The organism is Rhodococcus sp. P-2 (assembly GCF_016598535.1).
Lineage (GTDB): Bacteria > Actinomycetota > Actinomycetes > Mycobacteriales > Mycobacteriaceae > Rhodococcus_F > Rhodococcus_F baikonurensis.
The window spans coordinates 5,551,758-5,568,907 of record NZ_CP066779.1 but is presented as its reverse complement, the minus strand read 5'-3'; the positions used below and the strand labels follow the sequence as shown (position 1 = coordinate 5,568,907).

29 protein-coding genes are annotated in these 17,150 nt (G+C 60.7%); 12 read left to right on the top strand and 17 right to left on the bottom strand.

Features of this window, described 5'->3' with window-relative positions:
- Positions 1–107: 107 nt before the first annotated feature.
- Positions 108–806 (top strand): HemK2/MTQ2 family protein methyltransferase, encoded by a 699-nt coding sequence (locus I7X09_RS25925; protein WP_200314352.1) that lies wholly within the window; start codon positions 108–110, stop codon positions 804–806.
- Here I7X09_RS25925 and I7X09_RS25920 read toward each other — a convergent pair.
- Positions 763–1,812 carry an iron-containing redox enzyme family protein gene (locus tag I7X09_RS25920; protein WP_095971896.1) on the bottom strand — a complete coding sequence of 350 codons (1,050 nt, stop codon included), beginning with the start codon at positions 1,810–1,812 and terminating at the stop codon, positions 763–765. The two genes, I7X09_RS25925 and I7X09_RS25920, sit on opposite strands and share 44 nt — an antisense overlap.
- On the opposite strand from I7X09_RS25920, the gene I7X09_RS25915 reads away from it, so the two are divergent.
- Positions 1,813–2,052, top strand: coding sequence for a CDGSH iron-sulfur domain-containing protein (locus I7X09_RS25915; protein ID WP_166812229.1), 240 nt, complete (start codon positions 1,813–1,815; stop codon positions 2,050–2,052).
- 131 nt (positions 2,053–2,183) lie between these two features.
- Here the strand turns inward: I7X09_RS25915 and I7X09_RS25910 are convergent, their stop codons facing one another.
- From I7X09_RS25910 to I7X09_RS25900, 3 genes are all read right to left on the bottom strand, one after another.
- Positions 2,184–2,387, bottom strand: coding sequence for a cold-shock protein (locus I7X09_RS25910; RefSeq protein WP_003943666.1), 204 nt, complete (start codon positions 2,385–2,387; stop codon positions 2,184–2,186).
- A gap of 316 nt (positions 2,388–2,703) precedes the next feature.
- A complete protein-coding gene (locus I7X09_RS25905) occupies positions 2,704–3,681 on the bottom strand; it encodes a YihY/virulence factor BrkB family protein (protein ID WP_095971898.1) in 978 nt (325 codons plus the stop codon).
- Positions 3,682–3,767: 86 nt separating this feature from the next.
- On the bottom strand, positions 3,768–4,205 hold the full coding sequence (locus tag I7X09_RS25900) for an STAS domain-containing protein (protein ID WP_200314350.1): 438 nt from the start codon (positions 4,203–4,205) through the stop codon (positions 3,768–3,770).
- A 314-nt stretch (positions 4,206–4,519) separates the two neighbouring features.
- On the opposite strand from I7X09_RS25900, the gene I7X09_RS25895 reads away from it, so the two are divergent.
- The gene (locus tag I7X09_RS25895; protein WP_200314349.1) at positions 4,520–4,768 is read left to right on the top strand and encodes a modification methylase HgiDII; all 249 of its coding nucleotides are present in this window, start codon (positions 4,520–4,522) and stop codon (positions 4,766–4,768) included.
- 16 nt (positions 4,769–4,784) lie between these two features.
- On the opposite strand, the gene I7X09_RS25890 is transcribed toward I7X09_RS25895, so the two are convergent.
- Both I7X09_RS25890 and I7X09_RS25885 read right to left on the bottom strand, forming a co-directional pair.
- Positions 4,785–5,567: a SigB/SigF/SigG family RNA polymerase sigma factor gene (locus I7X09_RS25890; protein ID WP_095971901.1), complete on the bottom strand. Its 783-nt coding sequence runs from the start codon at positions 5,565–5,567 to the stop codon at positions 4,785–4,787.
- Positions 5,564–5,998: an ATP-binding protein gene (locus I7X09_RS25885; RefSeq protein WP_019747468.1), complete on the bottom strand. Its 435-nt coding sequence runs from the start codon at positions 5,996–5,998 to the stop codon at positions 5,564–5,566. Before I7X09_RS25885 ends, I7X09_RS25890 begins: the two co-directional genes overlap by 4 nt.
- 236 nt (positions 5,999–6,234) lie before the next feature.
- Between I7X09_RS25885 and I7X09_RS25880 the strand changes: the two genes are divergently transcribed.
- The gene (locus I7X09_RS25880; protein ID WP_200314347.1) at positions 6,235–6,672 is read left to right on the top strand and encodes a hypothetical protein; all 438 of its coding nucleotides are present in this window, start codon (positions 6,235–6,237) and stop codon (positions 6,670–6,672) included.
- 9 nt (positions 6,673–6,681) lie between these two features.
- Here the strand turns inward: I7X09_RS25880 and I7X09_RS25875 are convergent, their stop codons facing one another.
- The 5 genes from I7X09_RS25875 to I7X09_RS25855 form a co-directional block, all read right to left on the bottom strand.
- Positions 6,682–6,993 (bottom strand): WhiB family transcriptional regulator, encoded by a 312-nt coding sequence (locus I7X09_RS25875; RefSeq protein ID WP_283376884.1) that lies wholly within the window; start codon positions 6,991–6,993, stop codon positions 6,682–6,684.
- A 190-nt stretch (positions 6,994–7,183) separates the two neighbouring features.
- Complete coding sequence (locus I7X09_RS25870; protein ID WP_095971902.1) at positions 7,184–7,855, bottom strand: ANTAR domain-containing protein; 672 nt, start codon at positions 7,853–7,855, stop codon at positions 7,184–7,186.
- A 48-nt stretch (positions 7,856–7,903) separates the two neighbouring features.
- On the bottom strand, positions 7,904–8,038 hold the full coding sequence (locus I7X09_RS29645; RefSeq protein WP_020968725.1) for a hypothetical protein: 135 nt from the start codon (positions 8,036–8,038) through the stop codon (positions 7,904–7,906).
- 73 nt (positions 8,039–8,111) lie between these two features.
- A complete protein-coding gene (locus I7X09_RS25860) occupies positions 8,112–8,657 on the bottom strand; it encodes a Dps family protein (protein ID WP_200314345.1) in 546 nt (181 codons plus the stop codon).
- A gap of 84 nt (positions 8,658–8,741) precedes the next feature.
- Positions 8,742–8,900, bottom strand: coding sequence for a hypothetical protein (locus I7X09_RS25855; protein WP_166812223.1), 159 nt, complete (start codon positions 8,898–8,900; stop codon positions 8,742–8,744).
- A 358-nt stretch (positions 8,901–9,258) separates the two neighbouring features.
- Between I7X09_RS25855 and I7X09_RS25850 the strand changes: the two genes are divergently transcribed.
- Positions 9,259–9,561 (top strand): MerR family transcriptional regulator, encoded by a 303-nt coding sequence (locus I7X09_RS25850; protein ID WP_124567380.1) that lies wholly within the window; start codon positions 9,259–9,261, stop codon positions 9,559–9,561.
- 25 nt (positions 9,562–9,586) lie between these two features.
- Here I7X09_RS25850 and I7X09_RS25845 read toward each other — a convergent pair whose 3' ends face one another.
- The 4 genes from I7X09_RS25845 to I7X09_RS25830 form a co-directional block, all read right to left on the bottom strand.
- On the bottom strand, positions 9,587–9,964 hold the full coding sequence (locus I7X09_RS25845) for a hypothetical protein (protein ID WP_095971906.1): 378 nt from the start codon (positions 9,962–9,964) through the stop codon (positions 9,587–9,589).
- A gap of 137 nt (positions 9,965–10,101) precedes the next feature.
- Complete coding sequence (locus I7X09_RS25840; protein WP_095971907.1) at positions 10,102–11,589, bottom strand: alpha,alpha-trehalose-phosphate synthase (UDP-forming); 1,488 nt, start codon at positions 11,587–11,589, stop codon at positions 10,102–10,104.
- Positions 11,586–12,005: an STAS domain-containing protein gene (locus tag I7X09_RS25835; RefSeq protein WP_095971908.1), complete on the bottom strand. Its 420-nt coding sequence runs from the start codon at positions 12,003–12,005 to the stop codon at positions 11,586–11,588. Before I7X09_RS25835 ends, I7X09_RS25840 begins: the two co-directional genes overlap by 4 nt.
- Before the next feature lie 259 nt (positions 12,006–12,264).
- Positions 12,265–12,453 (bottom strand): PI-type proteinase, encoded by a 189-nt coding sequence (locus I7X09_RS25830; protein WP_124567378.1) that lies wholly within the window; start codon positions 12,451–12,453, stop codon positions 12,265–12,267.
- Between the two features lie 169 nt (positions 12,454–12,622).
- Between I7X09_RS25830 and I7X09_RS25825 the strand changes: the two genes are divergently transcribed.
- Positions 12,623–12,871 carry a hypothetical protein gene (locus I7X09_RS25825; protein WP_200318083.1) on the top strand — a complete coding sequence of 83 codons (249 nt, stop codon included), beginning with the start codon at positions 12,623–12,625 and terminating at the stop codon, positions 12,869–12,871.
- 248 nt (positions 12,872–13,119) lie between these two features.
- On the opposite strand, the gene I7X09_RS25820 is transcribed toward I7X09_RS25825, so the two are convergent.
- Positions 13,120–13,611, bottom strand: a complete 492-nt coding sequence (locus tag I7X09_RS25820; protein WP_234036715.1) for a hypothetical protein — start codon at positions 13,609–13,611, stop codon at positions 13,120–13,122.
- The gene (locus I7X09_RS25815; protein WP_029537811.1) at positions 13,608–14,186 is read right to left on the bottom strand and encodes an RNA polymerase sigma factor; all 579 of its coding nucleotides are present in this window, start codon (positions 14,184–14,186) and stop codon (positions 13,608–13,610) included. Before I7X09_RS25815 ends, I7X09_RS25820 begins: the two co-directional genes overlap by 4 nt.
- Before the next feature lie 185 nt (positions 14,187–14,371).
- Between I7X09_RS25815 and I7X09_RS25810 the strand changes: the two genes are divergently transcribed.
- The 6 genes from I7X09_RS25810 to I7X09_RS25785 all read left to right on the top strand — a co-directional run bounded on the left by I7X09_RS25810 (position 14,372) and on the right by I7X09_RS25785 (position 17,129).
- Positions 14,372–14,836, top strand: a complete 465-nt coding sequence (locus tag I7X09_RS25810) for an Asp23/Gls24 family envelope stress response protein (RefSeq protein ID WP_003943699.1) — start codon at positions 14,372–14,374, stop codon at positions 14,834–14,836.
- Positions 14,833–15,117, top strand: a complete 285-nt coding sequence (locus tag I7X09_RS25805; protein ID WP_095971912.1) for a hypothetical protein — start codon at positions 14,833–14,835, stop codon at positions 15,115–15,117. The genes I7X09_RS25810 and I7X09_RS25805 overlap by 4 nt, the downstream gene beginning before the upstream one ends.
- 297 nt (positions 15,118–15,414) lie before the next feature.
- Entirely contained in the window at positions 15,415–15,594 is a 180-nt protein-coding gene (locus tag I7X09_RS25800; protein WP_003943629.1) for a hypothetical protein, read from the top strand.
- On the top strand, positions 15,587–15,979 hold the full coding sequence (locus I7X09_RS25795) for an Asp23/Gls24 family envelope stress response protein (protein ID WP_095971914.1): 393 nt from the start codon (positions 15,587–15,589) through the stop codon (positions 15,977–15,979). The genes I7X09_RS25800 and I7X09_RS25795 overlap by 8 nt, the downstream gene beginning before the upstream one ends.
- A complete protein-coding gene (locus I7X09_RS25790) occupies positions 15,976–16,548 on the top strand; it encodes a DUF6286 domain-containing protein (protein WP_095971915.1) in 573 nt (190 codons plus the stop codon). Before I7X09_RS25795 ends, I7X09_RS25790 begins: the two co-directional genes overlap by 4 nt.
- Complete coding sequence (locus I7X09_RS25785) at positions 16,545–17,129, top strand: hypothetical protein (RefSeq protein ID WP_200314343.1); 585 nt, start codon at positions 16,545–16,547, stop codon at positions 17,127–17,129. The genes I7X09_RS25790 and I7X09_RS25785 overlap by 4 nt, the downstream gene beginning before the upstream one ends.
- Positions 17,130–17,150 lie beyond the last annotated feature (21 nt).

The following is a 17,150-nucleotide window of genomic DNA, read 5'->3' as shown; positions in this document are numbered from 1 at the left end:
CTCAGGTCTACTCCGCAAACTGCGACGATGTAACCGTTCCAGGCGGTTGATGCTTCGATGTTGCATGAAATCCGAGGTTCCTGGGTAGCCGCACGCAGCGATGTGCGATGTCGCCTGAAAAAGAGGAGCCGATGATGATCCTGCGTCTACCTGGTGTGTATCCACCGCAACACGACACGTCGTTACTGGCGGATGCGCTGCTGTTCGAGCACCTCACCGCTCGCAGTCGGGTGCTGGATCTGTGCACGGGGACCGGCGCCCTTGCCGTCGCGGCATCCGCGGCCGGCGCAGGTCACGTCGTCGCGGTCGACATATCTCGCCGAGCGTGTGCCAACGCTCGTCTCAACGGGATCCTCAACGGAACCTTGATCGACTCCCGTCGTGGGGACCTCACCGGCGCGGTGCACGGGGAACTCTTCGATCTGGTGATCTCCAACCCGCCGTACGTCCCTGCGCTTGCAGATGATCTCCCTACCGCTGGAATCGAACGGGCTTGGGACGCAGGCAAGGACGGTCGTGCCCTGATCGACAGGATCGCGGCCACGGTTCACGAAGTGCTCGTCCCCGGCGGCACACTTCTTCTCCTGCAGTCGGTACTGTGTGGGGTCGACAAGACCGAGGCCATACTCGAGGAACACGGTATGGCCGTGGAGATTTCGGCCCGGAAGTACATTCCCTTCGGGCCCGTGATGCGCGAGCGGCGCACCATGCTGGAGGCGCGAGGGCTGATCACCACAGGTCAGGAAATCGAACAACTCGTGATCATTCGCGCAACGAAGTCTCGCCCTTCTCCCAGCTCGATGTGAGGTGATCGCCGAGAAGGTCGTCGAACGCGAGGCACGCTGCGGCGCCGAACAAGATGTCATCAGTGCGGTGCGGCTGCGAAGAAGCAAGACCGCCGGCAAGTTCGCGAACGGCGATCTGTTCGTGAACCGAATCTGCTTCCACGTGCTCGTCGTAGAACAGTGTCGCGTCCGAACCGAATCCGAGTCGGCGCAGTCCGGCACTGTAGCGCTTGCTCGGCAGCGCCGACGTGGTCTCGACGGCGCACAGGTGCCCGACCAGCGTTCCGAGATGTCGACGATGAAAACCGAAGAGCGAGAGAGCATTCAACGACGCCAAGGTGACCGCGGGAACAGCATCGATGTAATGGCCGTAGCGGTCCGACAGACCGACAGCCCGCATGGTGTCGGCAAAAAGACGCGAATGCATACGCTCGGCGCGGCCGCCTCCGTACTCGTCGCTCTGCACTTCGACGAGTGCCGCCTTGACGGCACCGGAGAGCCGCGAAATTCCGAGGGTGTGCACATCCGCTTCACGGAGCTGATTGAGCGAACGGTGAATCAGCACCTCCGCGAACTGATCGACCGTGGCGTCCTTCGCCATGAAGGACGCAAGACCGGGGCCGGCGCTGGGAGCGGTCATCGCCCACAGGTCGGCCACCACGTCGCCGGAGGACGGAACCTCTCCCACAAGTTCCGCGATGCCGGACTCGAAGCGCGCTTCGAGCCGAGAGCGCACGGCGAGCAGATCCGGATTCCACTCCCACTCGTCCGAGACGTTCTCGATTCCCTGCAAATGAAGCTCGTAGAGGAGCGTCAGGGTCAACTGAGCGTCGTCGTCTCGAAGAATGTCGTAGGTGGGGTCGATGGACCGTGCATCCTCGTAGGCGTCGGTGGCAGCCGTAAGCTCCCTCGGATCGGCCGAGGAGCGCAGAATGGAAACAAGAGTGGCGCTCAGTGGGCCGCGCGCCTGTGGAACAGGCATGGAAGTGGGCACGCCAGTGGCCGAATCGAGAAGTGAAGAGGACATATGACCGCGTTTCCCGAATCGTCATCTGCCGAAACACCGAGTGTTCCCGGTAACAAGACCACCATAACCGCCTGCTCGGACGGCCCGCTGCTGGTGCGTGGTGACTTCGAGTTGCTCCGTGACGACGGCACTCCGATCGAGAACAAGCGCTCCACAGTTGCTTTGTGTCGATGCGGACGAACCGGTATCGCGCCGTTCTGCGACAGCTCACACAAGAAGAAGCGAGCGCGAGCGACCTAGCCGGTACCAGACTCAGAGTCCAAGAAGGCCAGGTAGACCAGGAAGACTCGGAAACCAAGAAAAGGCTGGATGCCGGCACCATGCGGTGCAGCGTCCAGCCTTTTCAGTCTGAAGTCAGACTGGGATCGAACTCAGATGGCGCGAACGTTCTGAGCCTGGGGGCCCTTCTGGCCCTGTCCGATCTCGAACTCGACCTTCTGGCCCTCGTCGAGGGACTTGTAGCCGCTGCCCTGGATCTCCGAGTAGTGAACGAACACATCCGGTCCGCCACCTTCCTGCTCGATGAATCCGAAGCCCTTTTCACCGTTGAACCACTTGACACTGCCCTGAGCCATAACCAAATTCTCCTGGATCCATCGAGCCGAGCCCTCCCATCGAGAGTCCGGTCTCACACCTGATCCTGCCATGCTCTTCTTTTTCTGTCTCCAATTACATGCATGGCGAGTTGCAGTATTTGACGGCTTTGTCCCGTTCCGGGACCGCGTCGGAAGCAGGTGATTGTTCAACTATGCGCGTTTACCTGCTGTGATGTATTCGTCGCTTCGATGCAGCGCGAAATGACAACACTTGTGTTAAATCTGGATTCGCGGCGCAGAATGCCACCCCGATACCCAGGAGGGGACCAAATACCCAACTCGATCGGGGTCGAGATCAGTCCGAATCGTCGGGTTTGGTGCGCCCGTCGAACGTCACATGGATGTTCTCGTGAGGAACCGCGCGTTGCGCCTTTGCTTGATCGGCGAAGGTGCGCCGATCGCCTTCGATGAGTTCGGTGTTGTCGGTGAACGGAGCCAACAACGCCCGCGGATGGAGTTTGTCGACTCGCACGACGTTGATTTCCGCGCACATGACGATCGAGGCGGCAGCGAGGAACAAGAAGGCCAACAAACCCAGAACGATGGCGAAGACGCCATTGGTGGTGGAGGCGCCTCGCACCACGGATGTCACGTAAAGGGCACCGAAGGACTGAAGTGCTTGCCAGAGAACAGCAGCGGCGATCGCTCCGGGTGCCACATCGGCCACCGAGAGCGGGCGGGCGCAGGTGAGCCGGAAAGCGACGATGAAGATGCCCGCATTCAATACGACTACCGCAAGGGTCAGCAGGAAGCTGAACGAACCGCCCAGATGAAGCGCACCGCCGATGTTGGAGACAGCGGTGGTCCCCACGATCGCGAGACCGATCGTGCCGAGGAGCAGTAACCCTTGAAGACGACCGCGGATGGGATCCGGTCGCATGTTTCGGGGCACCGACCACACCGTGTTCATTGCATTCTGGCAAGCCAGAGCGACGCCGAGGCCACCGTAGAGACCACCGACGATTCCGATCACCAGCCCTGTGACACCGCCGCCGATCTGTTGCGCATTGCCCAGGTCGTCACCGATTACCGGAAACTGATGCAGCGCGGAGTCCAAGATCTGTTGCTGAAGCTCGGGGTTGCCCGAGAGCACGAAGCCGAGAATGGTCGAGAGCAACAGAAGAAGAGGAAAGAGCGAGACGAAACCGTAGTAAGCGATCAGCGCGGCGAGATAAACACCTTGATCGTCGAGGAACTTGTAGAGGACCGCTATCGGGAACCCCAGTGCCGGATGCTTCTGTTGCAAGGCATCGAGGCGCTTGGCGATTGTCATTCTCGGTCTCTCTCAGCTCGTCGGACAGCCCGACGAACCTTAGTCGCTGCGAGCGTGCGGCGCTCGACGCCGGTGCAGGCGTGGCGTCAGGAGGCTTCGAGCGACTGCTCGGCTTCGTCGAGTGCGCGCATGGCTCCCTCGACAGAGTTGGTGACCGGAAATTCCTCTTCTGCCCGTGCGGCCCGGAGCAAGCGTCGAAGCGGGTGTGACCCGATGACGGACCACTGGAAATCGTGGGCTCGCGAACGGGAGTTCAGTTCGGCGAACAGTTCGAGGCAGACCGCACCGACGAACAGTGAATTGGACAGGTCGAGAACGACGCGCGACCACTCCGCTGCGTACGAGTCGAGAAGTTCTCGTAGTTCTGGCGCGGACAGTTTGTCGAGGTCGACGTCGACCTGGATCAGGACTGTCGAGGGTGTTATCCGCCAGGCTGCGAAGCCTTGTGTGTCCACGATCGGCCCCAATTGTGTTGAGGGATCGACGAAATCGATCGGTGCATGGTCGAGATCATTCAGATTCATGGCAGATCCGGTCTGTGTGCTTTCATCGAAAGGCTGACGACCGACCTGACGGCACGGAAAGTGAAAGAGTCCAGGTGTGGAAAGCATCGAGCCCAATGGATGTACGCAGGAAAATTTGACCTGATCCAGAGCCTTGATGCGAACCGAGCGCCAGCGGCTTCAGCCCCGGCTGTATTCTCAACCTCGGTACCGCTCAGTGTAGCTCGAGGGCTTGGATCGGTCCAGGCTTGTAGTCGAACATTAAGCGGTGCAATGTTTTTGGACAGACACTTCGGTATGGTGGGGGATCAGCGTCACCTGACGAAGGGATTCAGATGAACGACCGCGATGCACTCACGGCCATCTCGACCAAGCTGGACACATTGATCGGCGCGCAGACCAACGGACTGAGGGACGAAGTTCCGCCCGGTTCCAGTGTTCAGCGCGCCGAGGAGGACGGCGAGCACGGTCGTTGGGGGCACGATTATCGCCTCGCCAACAAGTATCTCGAGGCTCTCGACATCGGCCAGCCCGGCCTCATCGATCGAGATGAGATGGAACGTCTTGCACAGGAATACATTTGATCCGCGAGACGTACCTTCAGAAGATTTCACCCATCTCGGTCCGTAGCTGCTTCAGAGTCTGAGTGAGGATTCTCGATACATGCATCTGAGAGATGCCGACCTTGTCGGCGATCTGGGATTGGGTGAGATGTCCGAAGAATCTGAGAACGACGATCGTGCGCTCGCGCTCCGGTAGTGCCAGGAGCGCGGGCCGCAGGGTTTCGTGATTGTCGATCCGACTGATCGCTTCGTCGTACTGTCCCAAAGTATCGATCAGGGTCAGTCCGCTCCCGTCGCCGGCGGACGCCGTGTCGAGCGGGGTCGTTCGATACGAATTTCCGGCGGTCAACCCCTGTTCGACCTCGTCCGGCTCTATGTCGAGCTCCTTGGCGAGTTCCGCGACTGTCGGTGCACGGCCGAGCGTCTGCGACAACGACGTGAGCGCCCGGTTGAGGGCAAGGTGTCGTTCCTGAAGGCTGCGAGGCACGCGCACGGACCAGCCGTGATCGCGAAAGTGCTTGCGTACCTCACCCATTACGGTGGGGACTGCGAACGACAGGAAATCTGACCCTTTGTCTACGTCGAATCGCTGCACAGCCTGTACCAAACCCACGCGCGCAACTTGTTCCAAGTCCTCGAATGGCTGGCCGCGCCCCTGGTAGCGGCGAGCGACGTGGGTGGCCAGTGGTAGGCACAGTTCGATGATCGAGTTGGTGATCTTTTCTCGGGTCGGATCGTCAGGCGGAAGCGAAGCCATCGAGACGAACAGTTCGACAGCTAGTTCGTACTGGTCCTTCTTGTCCGGTGGGACAGCGGTCACGCACGCTCCTGGAGCAAGCCCTTTTCAAGCGTCATCGTCAGGGTGATGTGACCGTCCGCGTCGATTTCCGATTGTTCCAAACGGACCGAGTCGACCAGTGCTTCGAGAACGAACCATCCGAAGCTGTGGGACTTGTCGGGTATTTCGGAGTGCGCAATCACCGATACGACGATCCGCAGTGTGCGACCGTAGGTCTCGAATCGGCAGGTCAAGTCGCTGGACGGTATCGCATGGCCGATGAGGATGCTCGCGACTTCGTCCATCGCCAGAGCAAGATCGGCTGTTCCGTCGACATCCAACCCGGTGTTGTTGGCAACAGTGCGAGTGATCCCGCGCAGAGTCGGCAGTTGGGAGTAGGACGCTCGGACGCGGAGCGAGGCGATGGAGTCGTGAGTAAGTTCGGCTTCGGTCGGACTCGACAGAGGGATCAAGGGGCTTCCTGTAGGTAGATGTGGCGTAATTCCGGCGGACCGAGGCAAGGAACGGTACCGGCCATGCGTGCCAGCCATCTCTACCCCGGAAGTATTCATGGCCTTCGATTACCCTTCGCGCGGCGAAGTAATCCTCTTTACTCGAACTAGAGGATGAATTGTGAGACACATCACCTGTGGTGCGCTCGTACCGATTCCCATCTTTCATTTGTGACCCGTTCGGGTACGTCCGTTTCATGGGCACTCAGGCGGACAGGCAGATCCCCGTACACACACGACCGGAAGGCGTCACGGACGACGAGGTGAAGGCAGCGGGGGTGTTGTCGAACGCCCTCGAAACGGTGGAGCGGGCGCGCGGCGCTCTGTACGACTTCCATCAGCTGATCGGACATGCGGATCTCATGCTCGACGAGGTCGTCGAGTTACTGCGATCCAGCGGTAACGACGAGCTGGCCGATCAGATCGAGGGCGAGTTGATGGGCCGGAACGTGGTCGAAGGGCGCTGGACCTTCCAGCTCGTCGAAGAGTTCGACGAGAACTACTGGTCCTTCTTTCGCGAATGCGAGCAGGTGGTGCGTGACAAGCTGGCCGGTGGAGTATCGCACCTCTTCGAAGCCGAGATGAAGGAGCGACGCCGCACGCACGGTTTGCGACACCACGAGGCCAGACCTTGAGGTTGCTACCTATTCCGGTGAGCTCGCCGCGGCACTGATCAGTGGTTCAGTTCGACTTTTACGCAACGATTCTCGTTCGGTCGCCGTCATGCCGCCCCAAATGCCGTGGGGTTCCCCGGTCTGGATGGCGTGCACGAGGCATCTCTGCACGACAGGACATCTGGCGCACACCAGCTTCGCCGAACTCTCGCGCTTCGCTCGCCTGGAGCCGCGCTCGTTCGTGTCGTCGTAGAACAGGGCGGGATCGGTGTCGCGGCAGGTGCCGGACAGCTGCCAATCCCACTCGTCGGCAAGGGGCCTGGGAGATGTGTAGGAGCGCATGAACATGGACGTTCCCTTCGCTGCGTGGCGTACTCGACTCGGATCGAGGATCCAGGTCGGGTGTTGAGGCAAAGCTCGGTCCCGCCGGCCTGAACCGGCGGGACCTTCGAGGCTCCTCCCTCGCGGGGAAGATTTCGGGGGTACCTCTGGTCGGTCATTACCCAGCCGTACAACTTTTGAATCCCGGTCGTCAGGAATTCTTTTGATCCACGGCACGTCTTTCTGCTGCGGCGACAAGACCACCGGCGATGTCGCGCACCTTGACGTTCCATTCCTGCGACATCTGAACCAGAAAGTCGAAGGCGTGGTCGGCAGAGCACTCGCGCTCTGCCATCAGTAATCCCTTGGCCTGCTCGATCACTGGCCGAGAGTCCAAAGCTCTTCTCAGTTCGTCGTTCTCCGCGCGAAGGCGGGCAAGTACGTCTGACGCCGAACTGGACTGCTGAGCCCGCGGTCGTAGAACCTCGTACACACGATGAAGCACTCCGATAACCCTGCCGTCATCATCGGTGACAGAGGAATTGACCGTATTCCAATAGCGCGTGACAAACAGCCCGCTGCCTCGCTCGTCGCGCACATCGTAACGCTGAGTCGGCAGTGCGTCCCGAGTTCTGGAGTGCATCGTGCGCTCGAATGACGCTGTCAACGAGAAGATTCCGTCGGCAAACGAGTCGTCGGGATTGTCGGGGAAGGCTTCGAACACCTCCACTCCGTGCAACTGATCGAGGCTGCGGCCGGATACGGCAAGGTACTCGTCGTTTGCGCCCTGGATGCGAAAATCGCTGTCCACGAGCAGAAGAGAAGAAGTGCTTGCCGCAAAGCGATCGCTACGAACGATCGAGCGGAGAGTGCTCGAACTCATGATTGTGTCGTTTCTGTCCTGTCTTCGACGGCTGCGGCCCCTGATATTTCAGAAGTAGTTGATCGCGAGAACTCCAAGGGCGGTGCCTGCCACGATCGATCCGAACAACAAACGCTGCTGCAACACGAACATCTGATACTCGCGACGTGTCTGTGCCGACGTGCCGCGCGAGTCCGCAGACATGCTCTTGCCCTTTCCTGTTGTGGGGGGTGCGATTTCGGCCGACCCCCGATCGGCCGAAATCGCGGACGGTGCATCAGCTCTGGCGTGCCTCATCTGCGGCATCCTGCTCGGTGGACGCGCCTTCGTGTACGAGGCTGCCACCCGAGTTCTCGAGGTGTGCACGAACGAACCACTGGAACTTTTCCAACTGTGCCGTCTGGCCGATCAACATGTCTTCGGTGATCGGATCGATTTTGCCGACGCTGTCAATTGCTGTGCGACTGTCGGTGATGACCCCGGTGTAAACGAGGTCGAGCGCAGCGAGGTGCGCGCGGGCGTCGTCTCGGCCGACGGAGTAGTCGTCCCACGTGCGGTCCCGCTCGATCGCTCCCGCGGTGCCCTTGGGCGAGTTACCCAGTGCCGCGATACGTTCGGCCACATCGTCGGCGTAGCCGCGGACCAACTCCACCTGGGGGTCGATCATCTCGTGGACGCCGATGAAGTTGGGGCCCACGACGTTCCAGTGAACGTGCTTGAGCGTGAGGTGAAGATCGTTGTAGGCGCTGAGGCGTTCCTGCAGAATATCGGCGACGGACGAACCGTCTGCGCTGCTCAGTCCCGGTACGGTGAACTCGGACATATGTTTTCCTCTCGTCGTGATGGGGATCGCCCGCAAACGGGGCGATCTCGCGCCATCGTCAATCGGATCGCGTGTCGGACAGGTTCAGTGCGCGAGTGCTACCGGCTCCTCTGTCACCGGGTCGCCGTACATCATCGCGATTCGGCGCTTGACCTCTTCGGTTGTCAAAGTCGCGCTTGCGACAGTGAATCCGATGCCGGTGTTGCTCTCGCCCTGTGTGGGCGGGATGTCGATCGTCGTCATCTTGCTCCCGGTGAAGAGTGTGCCGTGAGGGAGTCGGCTGAACCACCGACTCCGACGTCTGGGTGTTCTGCACCATCGAGCTCCGGTTATGGCGCTTTCAGGTGCTACAAAATCTATATCAGCCGATGTAGATAATTGGCAAGGCTGCTTCGGCTCGGTGGCGAAGGGGAGCTAGCTCTGCGATCTCGTTGAAATGGGACTTGAGCTGCATTTACATGCATTTCTGGCACTCCAATTTTTGCCGTCAGTGGCCCTGGACACGCTTGAATCTATGTTCCCCGCGTCAGATTCACTGCGTGATGATGCTAAGGTCGGATAACGCCGATCGAGACAGCCGACACCGAACTAGGAGGTTCCAGTGACGTCGGAATCCCAGACCCGGGCGCTGCGCGGCGTATACGGGATCTCAGTGATGTCAGAGCTGTCCGGGGTAGGACCTCAGACGCTGCGCCTTTACGAGCGAAGGGGTCTACTCACCCCTACCCGCACGGACGGTGGTACGCGTCGGTACAGCGAGGCCGACCTGGATACGCTCGGACGCATCACCGCGCTGATCGACGATGGGGTCAATCTTGTCGGAATTCGTCTGATTCTGTCCCTGGAGGCAGAGAATGCAGTCTTAGCGGCTCGAATCAGCCAGTTGACCGCCGAGAACGACTAGTGACGCCCGCGGGAGACGATGCTGTTCAGGATGGAGTTTCGGTGCGGGTAGGGTCGCCGAAGTCCGCGTCGGCGGAGATCTTGTTGCCCGCCGCTTCGATCTGTTCGAACGCGGCGTCCAGAGCATCGACCAACCATTGGTGCGACGCCTCCGCGAGAAGGCGATCCGCAGTGTCGGTGTTCTCGGATTGGAAGAACCGCACCAGCCACGATTCCCCGTTGTCGGGTCGATCGGAGAGTCCGGCCGCGGTGTTTGTCGCCAGCAGGTAACGGTTGTACTCGAGATCGACACGAATGGCGTACTCGCCGAACAGATTCACCACGTTGGCCGGCCGATGAGTAGCGGCGGCGAGCGCGATGAGTGCGTCGTTGTAGGTCTCGGAGTACTTCATCGTGAGGGGCATGGTCGGCCTGTCTTTCTGGGCCGATGCAGCATTGCACGGCTATGTCGAGGAGATCAGTTCGCAGCCGCTGCTTGACGATGAACTGAAACCAATCCTAGCTCGAGTCTCCGAGCGCCCTTGACGCAAGCCCGCGAGGGTCAGTTGTTGCGCGCAAAGTCCGACTCACGCTCCGTGACGAACTGATCGTCCGGAAGCGGTCCGGGTGGGGCAAGCGCGGTCAGGAACGACTCGGCCCACTGATGCACATCGTGCGTCATGACCTGCCGATGCAGCGCAGCCATCCGGCGACGGCCCTCTTTCGGATCCTGATGAACCGCGGTCAGAATCGTATTCTTCACGCCGTCCAGATCGTGCGGGTTGACCAGATACGACTGTCGTAATTCCATTGCAGCGCCGGTGAACTCGCTGAGAACGAGAGCGCCTCCCAGGTCGCTTCGGCAGGCTACGTACTCCTTGGCCACCAGATTCATCCCGTCGCGCATCGGCGTCACGAGCATGACGTCGGCAGCGACGAACAACGCGATCAGTTCTTCACGGTCGACCGGTTGATACAGGTAGTGAACTACGGGGCGGCCGATCTGACTGTGGTCGCCGTTGATGCGGCCCACCTGTTCCTCGATGACACTGCGAAGGTCGATATAGTGTTGCACGCGTTCACGACTGGGCGTCGCGAGCTGCACCATCGTGTACTTCTCCGGATCCAAACGGCCCTCGTCGAGGAGTTCCTTGAGGGCTTGCAACCGTAGATCGATGCCCTTGGTGTAGTCCAGGCGGTCGACTCCCAGCAGGATTTTCTCGGGATTTCCGAGCTCTTCCTTCAATTCGCGTGCGCGGCGCAGGACCGATTCGCTCTTCGACTGCCGCTCGAGCTCGGCCGAATCGACGGAGATCGGAAAGGCTCCCACCTTGACGACGCGAGAATCGAAATCCACATGCCCGAGCGCACTTCGAACACCGACGCCTGCGGTCGTTGTCTTGAGGCCGAGTAGTTTGCGGGCCAAGAACAGGAAATTGTTTGCGCCACCAGGTAAGTGGAAGCCGATCAGATCGGCGCCCAGCATGCCCTTGACGATCTCCTTGCGCCACGGAAGCTGCATGAAGAGCTCGACAGGAGGAAACGGAATGTGAAGAAAGAACCCGATCGTCAGGTCCGGGCGCAGCTCGCGCAACATTGCCGGCACGAGTTGCAATTGATAGTCCTGCACCCAGACGGTGGCTCCGTCCGCGGCGCAACGGGCGGTTTCCTCGGCGAACCGCTGGTTGACCGCGACGTACGTGTGCCACCACGACCGTTCGAACGTCGGAGCCACCAGAACGTCGTGGTAGAGCGGCCACAACGTGTCGTTGGAGAATCCCTCGTAGTACTCGGCGAGGTCCTGAGAGGTGAGCTCGACGGGAAACAGGCGAAGGCCGTCAACCACTATCGGATCGACCTTCTCGTCCGCGACCCCCGGCCAGCCGACCCAAGCGCCGTCTCGCTGTCGCAGGATGGGTTCGAGCGCAGTAACGAGTCCACCCGGACTTCGCTTCCAGTTCTTGCCTCCGTCTTCGTCGGTTTCGAGATCGACGGGCAGTCGGTTTGCGACGACGACGAATTCGGAGAGCTTTTCGAGATCGGTACTCACGCCGACATCGGCTCCGCCAGGGTCTCGTCCAGGACGGGCGTCGAGGACAGGTACGTGACCGCCTCGGCTGTCGAGTCGGTGAACACGATGTCGGCGTCCATTTTCAGAAGAGAGAGCGGGCGCCTGACGGGGTGCGCTGCGACGAGCGTCCAAGGTACGCCGAGCCTTCGTGCCTTGGCCGACAGAGTCTCGATGATGGAAAGACCTCCGACGGAGATGAACTGGACGTCCGAGCAGTCGAGTACGAACGGGTGACGCTCACCGATCAGGTCGTCGACGCAAGCAGCGAAATCAGCTCGGGACCGGACGTCGATCTCACCGCTGACCACGAGCGACTGAATGTTTTCCGCACACGTCGTGGTGAATGTGGGGGGACTGTCCGTACGCTCATCTGTAGTTCTCGAAAACTCGTTCATCGAAACTCCTGACGGATTGCTCGAAACGGTTCGTTCGAACGGTCTGGTTCGAAACGGTTTCGTTCGAAACCGGGAAACGGCACGGGAAGCAACGCACGAACCGTGCTCGTCTTCAACGGCTGGGTACTCAACCGTGCTGAGTGCCTACCTTACCGCATCGCGAAAACCCAGGTGAAAAGCGTTAGATCCGTACGGATTTCAAGGACCCGTGAGCGTCGACCCACGGGACCTTGGTCCCGATGACTAAGTCCCTGCGGGATCAGTCGGTGTCGGTCGCCGGGCCGGTGGTCGTAGCTCCACCCTCGTCGGCCCAGGTTCGCTCGCCCGACGGATCGGTCTGAACGTCTTTGTGCGCTGCATCGGAGCCGGTTCCGGGACCATGATCGGTGTCGGTGGTCTGCGGCTCGTCCGTCTGATCCGCGTGGTCGGTGGAATTCTGTTCAGTCATGGTGTGTGCGTTTCCTTCGGGAAGTCGTTGTTCATGTACTTGTCGTTTCCTGCTCACCCGCGAGGGGTACTCAGTAGGTGGTAGTGCGTCACGTCGAGTCAGTACGCCACGTCGAGCCCGTACCAGCAAAGTCAGCTGTCACCGAAGCAGGAGATTTCACGTGAACCATATGACCGTGACGACCGAACACCTGCGTGCACTGCTCGGCAGCGGCCCCCATTCGGAATTGGTAGCGGTCGGTGGCGAGATCGAGATCTACGTCCCCGACGAAGAAGGGTTCGGCCTCGATGGTATCTCGCTTGTCACTCGTGAGCAGTTGGCCGAACGCCTACCGTCCTCGCACGACAACCCCGACGAAGGTGAACTACGTATCGCCGCGGAATCGTTGAGCGAGATGATCGCCGAACTCGGTGGCTGACTACTGAGGCCACCTGACTACTGAGGCCCCGTGGCTTCAGATTCTCGCTGACTTCAGATCTGGGGGATGGGATCCGGGGGATACGGATTCGGTGGTGTTGGAGTCGGCGGCACAGGTGGTGGATTCAGCGGATCGGGTGGTGTCGGGGCGGGTGGTGTCGGCGGCCCCGGATCGGGGACCGGGCCCGGATCCGGTGGTGGGGGAGTGGTCATGAGTGCCGGGTTCCCAAACACTTGCCGAACAAACACCTAGTGTTCGGAGTGGCTTTTGGTGTTCTCCTCGGCAGGTAGATCATCCACGATGTCGACTACGGCGATGTGGACGCTCTCTGCAGAGACCGGTGGGTCCATGTCGCCGAGGATCAAGTGAACGACGTCGACGACGGTGAACCGTACCCGGTCCGACAGTTCGGCCAGATCCACTCCGTACGGCGCTGTCAGTTCGATACGTAGTGAACGTATTTCGTGGCCGTCGACGAAGAACTCGATACTGCTCGGCGAGCAGTGGTGTCGAGAACGGATCTCGGCGGCCAAATGGGTGCGGAGTACGTGATCGCTCACCGACACCGTGCCGAGACGTGGACCCTCGGACGCATGTGCATCGAGCGGCCAACTGGACGCCGAGGTCGACCGCAGTGCCCGGATCACCTTGTCGCTGATTCGATCCCATCCTGGCTCGGGAGCGTTCCGCAGGACGTCGGATGCGTGCGCCATCAATGCGTCGGTTCGTGATTCAGTCATCGCCACCTCGTCATTCGTTCACTCAGGTTAGCCCGTGCGCGATGGTGATGCCCGCGCACCGAATCCGGAGTGAGTCTCAGAATCTTGCCGATTTGAACGAACGTGAGCATCTCCACCTCTCGTAGTGTCCAGGCTGCACGCTGGCGATAAGGCAATTCACCCAAGGCTTCTTCCAGAGCTTCCAGGAACGCGGAGTTCGAGGTCGCGTCGAACGGACCGGCCTCGGGAGACGGCACGAGAGGATCGAGCAGCTTGTCGTCGATCGGTTGAGCCCGCTTGATTCGATAGCTGTCCACGATCTTTCGGGAACAGATAGCGAAAAGCCATGTTCGCATCGACGATTCGCCACGAAATGAATCGAGGCGGCGCCACGCGGCAACGAAGGTGTCCTGGACTACCTCGAGAATGTCGCCTTCGTCCGCGAGCATTCGACGCGCATATCGGTGGAGCGCGGGGCCGTAGTAGTGCACGAGTGACTCGAATGCTTCTCGGTCGCCGAGTATCGCGGCGTCCACCGTTGCAGGGTCCAAGCCGTCAGGTGCTTCGGCGAGCCCCTGTGTGTGCGGTAACGCCACAGTCGCTCCTCTCGCAGAAATGCGGATACTCGGCTGCGTTCGAAGATTGTTCGCGCGGCCGGGGCGTTGAATGTTACGGACAGTAACTAACAAGTGTCAGTGATGCACGTCACCCGGCTGAGGCATTCGGTTTTGCGTTCGAGTCGCGACTACACAGGTAGATCGATCAACAGGAGGAGATGACAATGGTCAGCACGCAGGTTGCGACAGCATCTACGAAGGATGTTGCATCATCGAACGACTCGGCTCTCGTGAGCTCGCAAGGAAAGACGTCGATCGCCGACACCGTTGTCTCGAAGATTGCCGGCATCGCTACGCGAGAGGTGAGCGGCGTGTACGACGTCGGCGGCGGAGCGTCCCGAGTCGTCGGGGCACTGCGTGAGCGGATCCCCGGCGCGAGTGTCAACCACTCCCAGGGAGTATCGGTCGAGGTCGGCGAAAAGCAGGCAGCGGTCGACATCGACATCGTGGCCGAGTACGGCGTATCGCTCGCCGATCTGGCCACCGGCATTCGTCGCAACGTCATCGCGGCGCTCGAACGGATGACCGGTCTCGAGGTGACCGAGGTGAACATCACGGTTCACGACGTCCACCTTGACGAGGGCAGTGACGACGAAACCGGCGAGCCCAAGACTGCACGGGTGCAGTGAGTTCCGAAATCGCTGACACCATCGCGGCGGCTGTGACGCGGGTGCCTGGGGTCGCCTCGCTTCATGCCGGAATGTTCGGCGAGGTTGGCACGTACCTCCCCGGTCGTCGCGTCGTCGGCGTGCGGGTGACGGAGTCGTCGACGGACATCCATGTGTGCATCTTCGTCGACGCCGCCGTTCGCGATACGGCTTTACGTATCCGCCAAGCCGTTTCGGGACTCGTTGCAGGCCCAGTGAACGTGACCGTGGAAGACGTAGTCGGTCGTGCGCACGATGCCTGAGCACTCTCGAGGTTCAGTTCCTGATCGGCGATCCGCACGCCGAGAGGCGATCAGGAACTACCACCCCGACGTGGGCGGATCTGCGGACGCGCTCAATCGAGCGCTCGCACGAGTCGACCGGGACTTCGCATCCCCGATCGGTGTGGTTGTGCGCACGACGCTGCGCGGCACGATGCGACAGATATCCAAACCCGTTCGGGCCCAGTACACGCGGGTGCGCGCTCGGTTTCCGGGTGCCAGGACCTATACCGAAATCTGACCCGCACCATCGAACAACATCCACAACGGAGGATTCACATGACCACCTCGACTGTCGGCCTACTGGCAGGACTACTCCTCGGAGTCGCGGCTGCTGCAGGCGGTTTCACCGGATTCCTCATCGCGTTGGTTCTCGGCGTGATCGGATACCTCGTCGGTGGTCAGCGTGACGGCGAGTTCGATCTCGGTGTGATGTTGAAGGGCCGCGGGCGTGGCTGAGACAGTTGGACCGGAGTTGTCTGCGCTAGGTGAGCCGGGCGATCGCGGAACGCTGACGATTCGAGACAGAGTCGCGCAGAAGTTGGTTCTCGAGGCGACGCGCGGAACCCCGGGGGTGCGTCATCACGCCGGCGGCATGGACAAACTGACCGGGCGCGAATTGCCGAGGGCGCGAGTGCTGGTATCCGGCAAGCGGGTACGGGCCAAGGTCGACATCGCGATCGAGTGGCCCGGATCCTTGTCGGTGATCGGTACCGCGGTGCGAGAGAACGTGACAACGCAGTTGCAGTCCGTATCGGGCCTGGACGTGGACGGCGTGGACGTCGCGATCGTGAGCGTTCTCCCCGCATCGACCAAGAGTGACGAGGGAAGGAAAGTGCGATGACTGCGGAAAAGGTCGCACCACCATCCACGGCCTCGAGGGCTGCTGCTCCTGTTCCCCTTGCGACGCCCGGATCGGCCGTTACTGGATTTCTCATCGCGGCGGCGCTACTTGCACTCGGCGTGGTCGGCGTCCGCGACGCACTGGTGGACACCGGCGTGATCACCGGCTCGCAGTGGATACCAAGGGCTGCCACATATGTGGACGGGCTCACGTACCAGGGTTGGATGTTGCCGGCCGGGATCGCAGCCGTCGTTCTCGGACTGTGGTTCGTGATCGTCGGACTCAAACCGCGACGAAAGACTGCCAATGCCTTGGTCGGAGTCACGAATACATGGATCGATCCCGCCGATGTAGCGGCGATAGCATCGGTTCGCGTCGAGTCACTGGCGCAGGTTCGATCTGCTTCGTCGCACGCGACTCGGCGCAAGCTCGAAGTGAAGGCCTCGGTCACACCCGATGGAGCCGCAACCGCTGAATCGGAAATCCGTGCGGTGCTGGGGGACTTGACCGGGTCACTGTCACCATCGCCGCGAATCAAGGTTCGTATTCAGACGGGATCGATGTCATGACTCGGACGGCGACGGCGATTGATCGCGTGGCGACATGCGTAGTGGGGATGCTCGCGGTAGTGCTGGGAGTCGCAGCGATCCTGTGGAATCTCGACGTGATCAAGGATCTCCCTGCGCGTATCGAGATCCCGTGGGCTGAAGATCTTGTCGATCACTCGTGGTGGCCGTGGGCTGTCGGAGGCGTGGGAGTACTACTTGTCCTCCTCGCATTGCGGTGGTTGATCTCGCATGTGCCGCTGCGGCGGGTGAAGGAGATCACGGTCCCAGGGTCGAACTCGCACAATTCCATCACCGCGGATCTGGGTGCAGTGGCGGAAGGAGCGAGCGCATCGCTGGAGGACTTCGACGAAGTATTGCGTGTCCGAGGAAAGGCGTTGGTCGATCGCGGAGTTCGCATTGTCGAGCTACGGGTGATACTGAGACGTAGCGTCGTATCCGGATCGGAAACACTGTCCGAGTTGATTTCTCGTGTCACCGGCACGGGGGATCAAGTCGCTGTGGTGGTCGGTGATCCCTCCGTCGCGACCAGAACCCACATCGCCGTGGAAAGTGCGAAACGCGATGAGCCGAGAACTCTCTGATCGATCGAGGTTTGAGCCTCC

What these genes read in the sequence shown, in the direction of transcription:
- I7X09_RS25925 (WP_200314352.1), top strand. Translation starts at nt 108, where the DNA reads ATGTCGCCTGAAAAAGAGGAGCCGATGATGATCCTGCGTCTACCTGGT.
- I7X09_RS25920 (WP_095971896.1), bottom strand. Translation starts at nt 1,812, where the DNA reads ATGTCCTCTTCACTTCTCGATTCGGCCACTGGCGTGCCCACTTCCATG.
- I7X09_RS25915 (WP_166812229.1), top strand. Translation starts at nt 1,813, where the DNA reads ATGACCGCGTTTCCCGAATCGTCATCTGCCGAAACACCGAGTGTTCCC.
- I7X09_RS25910 (WP_003943666.1), bottom strand. Translation starts at nt 2,387, where the DNA reads ATGGCTCAGGGCAGTGTCAAGTGGTTCAACGGTGAAAAGGGCTTCGGA.
- I7X09_RS25905 (WP_095971898.1), bottom strand. Translation starts at nt 3,681, where the DNA reads ATGACAATCGCCAAGCGCCTCGATGCCTTGCAACAGAAGCATCCGGCA.
- I7X09_RS25900 (WP_200314350.1), bottom strand. Translation starts at nt 4,205, where the DNA reads ATGAATCTGAATGATCTCGACCATGCACCGATCGATTTCGTCGATCCC.
- I7X09_RS25895 (WP_200314349.1), top strand. Translation starts at nt 4,520, where the DNA reads ATGAACGACCGCGATGCACTCACGGCCATCTCGACCAAGCTGGACACA.
- I7X09_RS25880 (WP_200314347.1), top strand. Translation starts at nt 6,235, where the DNA reads ATGGGCACTCAGGCGGACAGGCAGATCCCCGTACACACACGACCGGAA.
- I7X09_RS25875 (WP_283376884.1), bottom strand. Translation starts at nt 6,993, where the DNA reads ATGCGCTCCTACACATCTCCCAGGCCCCTTGCCGACGAGTGGGATTGG.
- I7X09_RS25870 (WP_095971902.1), bottom strand. Translation starts at nt 7,855, where the DNA reads ATGAGTTCGAGCACTCTCCGCTCGATCGTTCGTAGCGATCGCTTTGCG.
- I7X09_RS29645 (WP_020968725.1), bottom strand. Translation starts at nt 8,038, where the DNA reads ATGTCTGCGGACTCGCGCGGCACGTCGGCACAGACACGTCGCGAGTAT.
- I7X09_RS25860 (WP_200314345.1), bottom strand. Translation starts at nt 8,657, where the DNA reads ATGTCCGAGTTCACCGTACCGGGACTGAGCAGCGCAGACGGTTCGTCC.
- I7X09_RS25855 (WP_166812223.1), bottom strand. Translation starts at nt 8,900, where the DNA reads ATGACGACGATCGACATCCCGCCCACACAGGGCGAGAGCAACACCGGC.
- I7X09_RS25845 (WP_095971906.1), bottom strand. Translation starts at nt 9,964, where the DNA reads ATGCCCCTCACGATGAAGTACTCCGAGACCTACAACGACGCACTCATC.
- I7X09_RS25835 (WP_095971908.1), bottom strand. Translation starts at nt 12,005, where the DNA reads ATGAACGAGTTTTCGAGAACTACAGATGAGCGTACGGACAGTCCCCCC.
- I7X09_RS25830 (WP_124567378.1), bottom strand. Translation starts at nt 12,453, where the DNA reads ATGACTGAACAGAATTCCACCGACCACGCGGATCAGACGGACGAGCCG.
- I7X09_RS25825 (WP_200318083.1), top strand. Translation starts at nt 12,623, where the DNA reads ATGACCGTGACGACCGAACACCTGCGTGCACTGCTCGGCAGCGGCCCC.
- I7X09_RS25820 (WP_234036715.1), bottom strand. Translation starts at nt 13,611, where the DNA reads ATGACTGAATCACGAACCGACGCATTGATGGCGCACGCATCCGACGTC.
- I7X09_RS25810 (WP_003943699.1), top strand. Translation starts at nt 14,372, where the DNA reads ATGGTCAGCACGCAGGTTGCGACAGCATCTACGAAGGATGTTGCATCA.
- I7X09_RS25800 (WP_003943629.1), top strand. Translation starts at nt 15,415, where the DNA reads ATGACCACCTCGACTGTCGGCCTACTGGCAGGACTACTCCTCGGAGTC.
- I7X09_RS25790 (WP_095971915.1), top strand. Translation starts at nt 15,976, where the DNA reads ATGACTGCGGAAAAGGTCGCACCACCATCCACGGCCTCGAGGGCTGCT.
- I7X09_RS25785 (WP_200314343.1), top strand. Translation starts at nt 16,545, where the DNA reads ATGACTCGGACGGCGACGGCGATTGATCGCGTGGCGACATGCGTAGTG.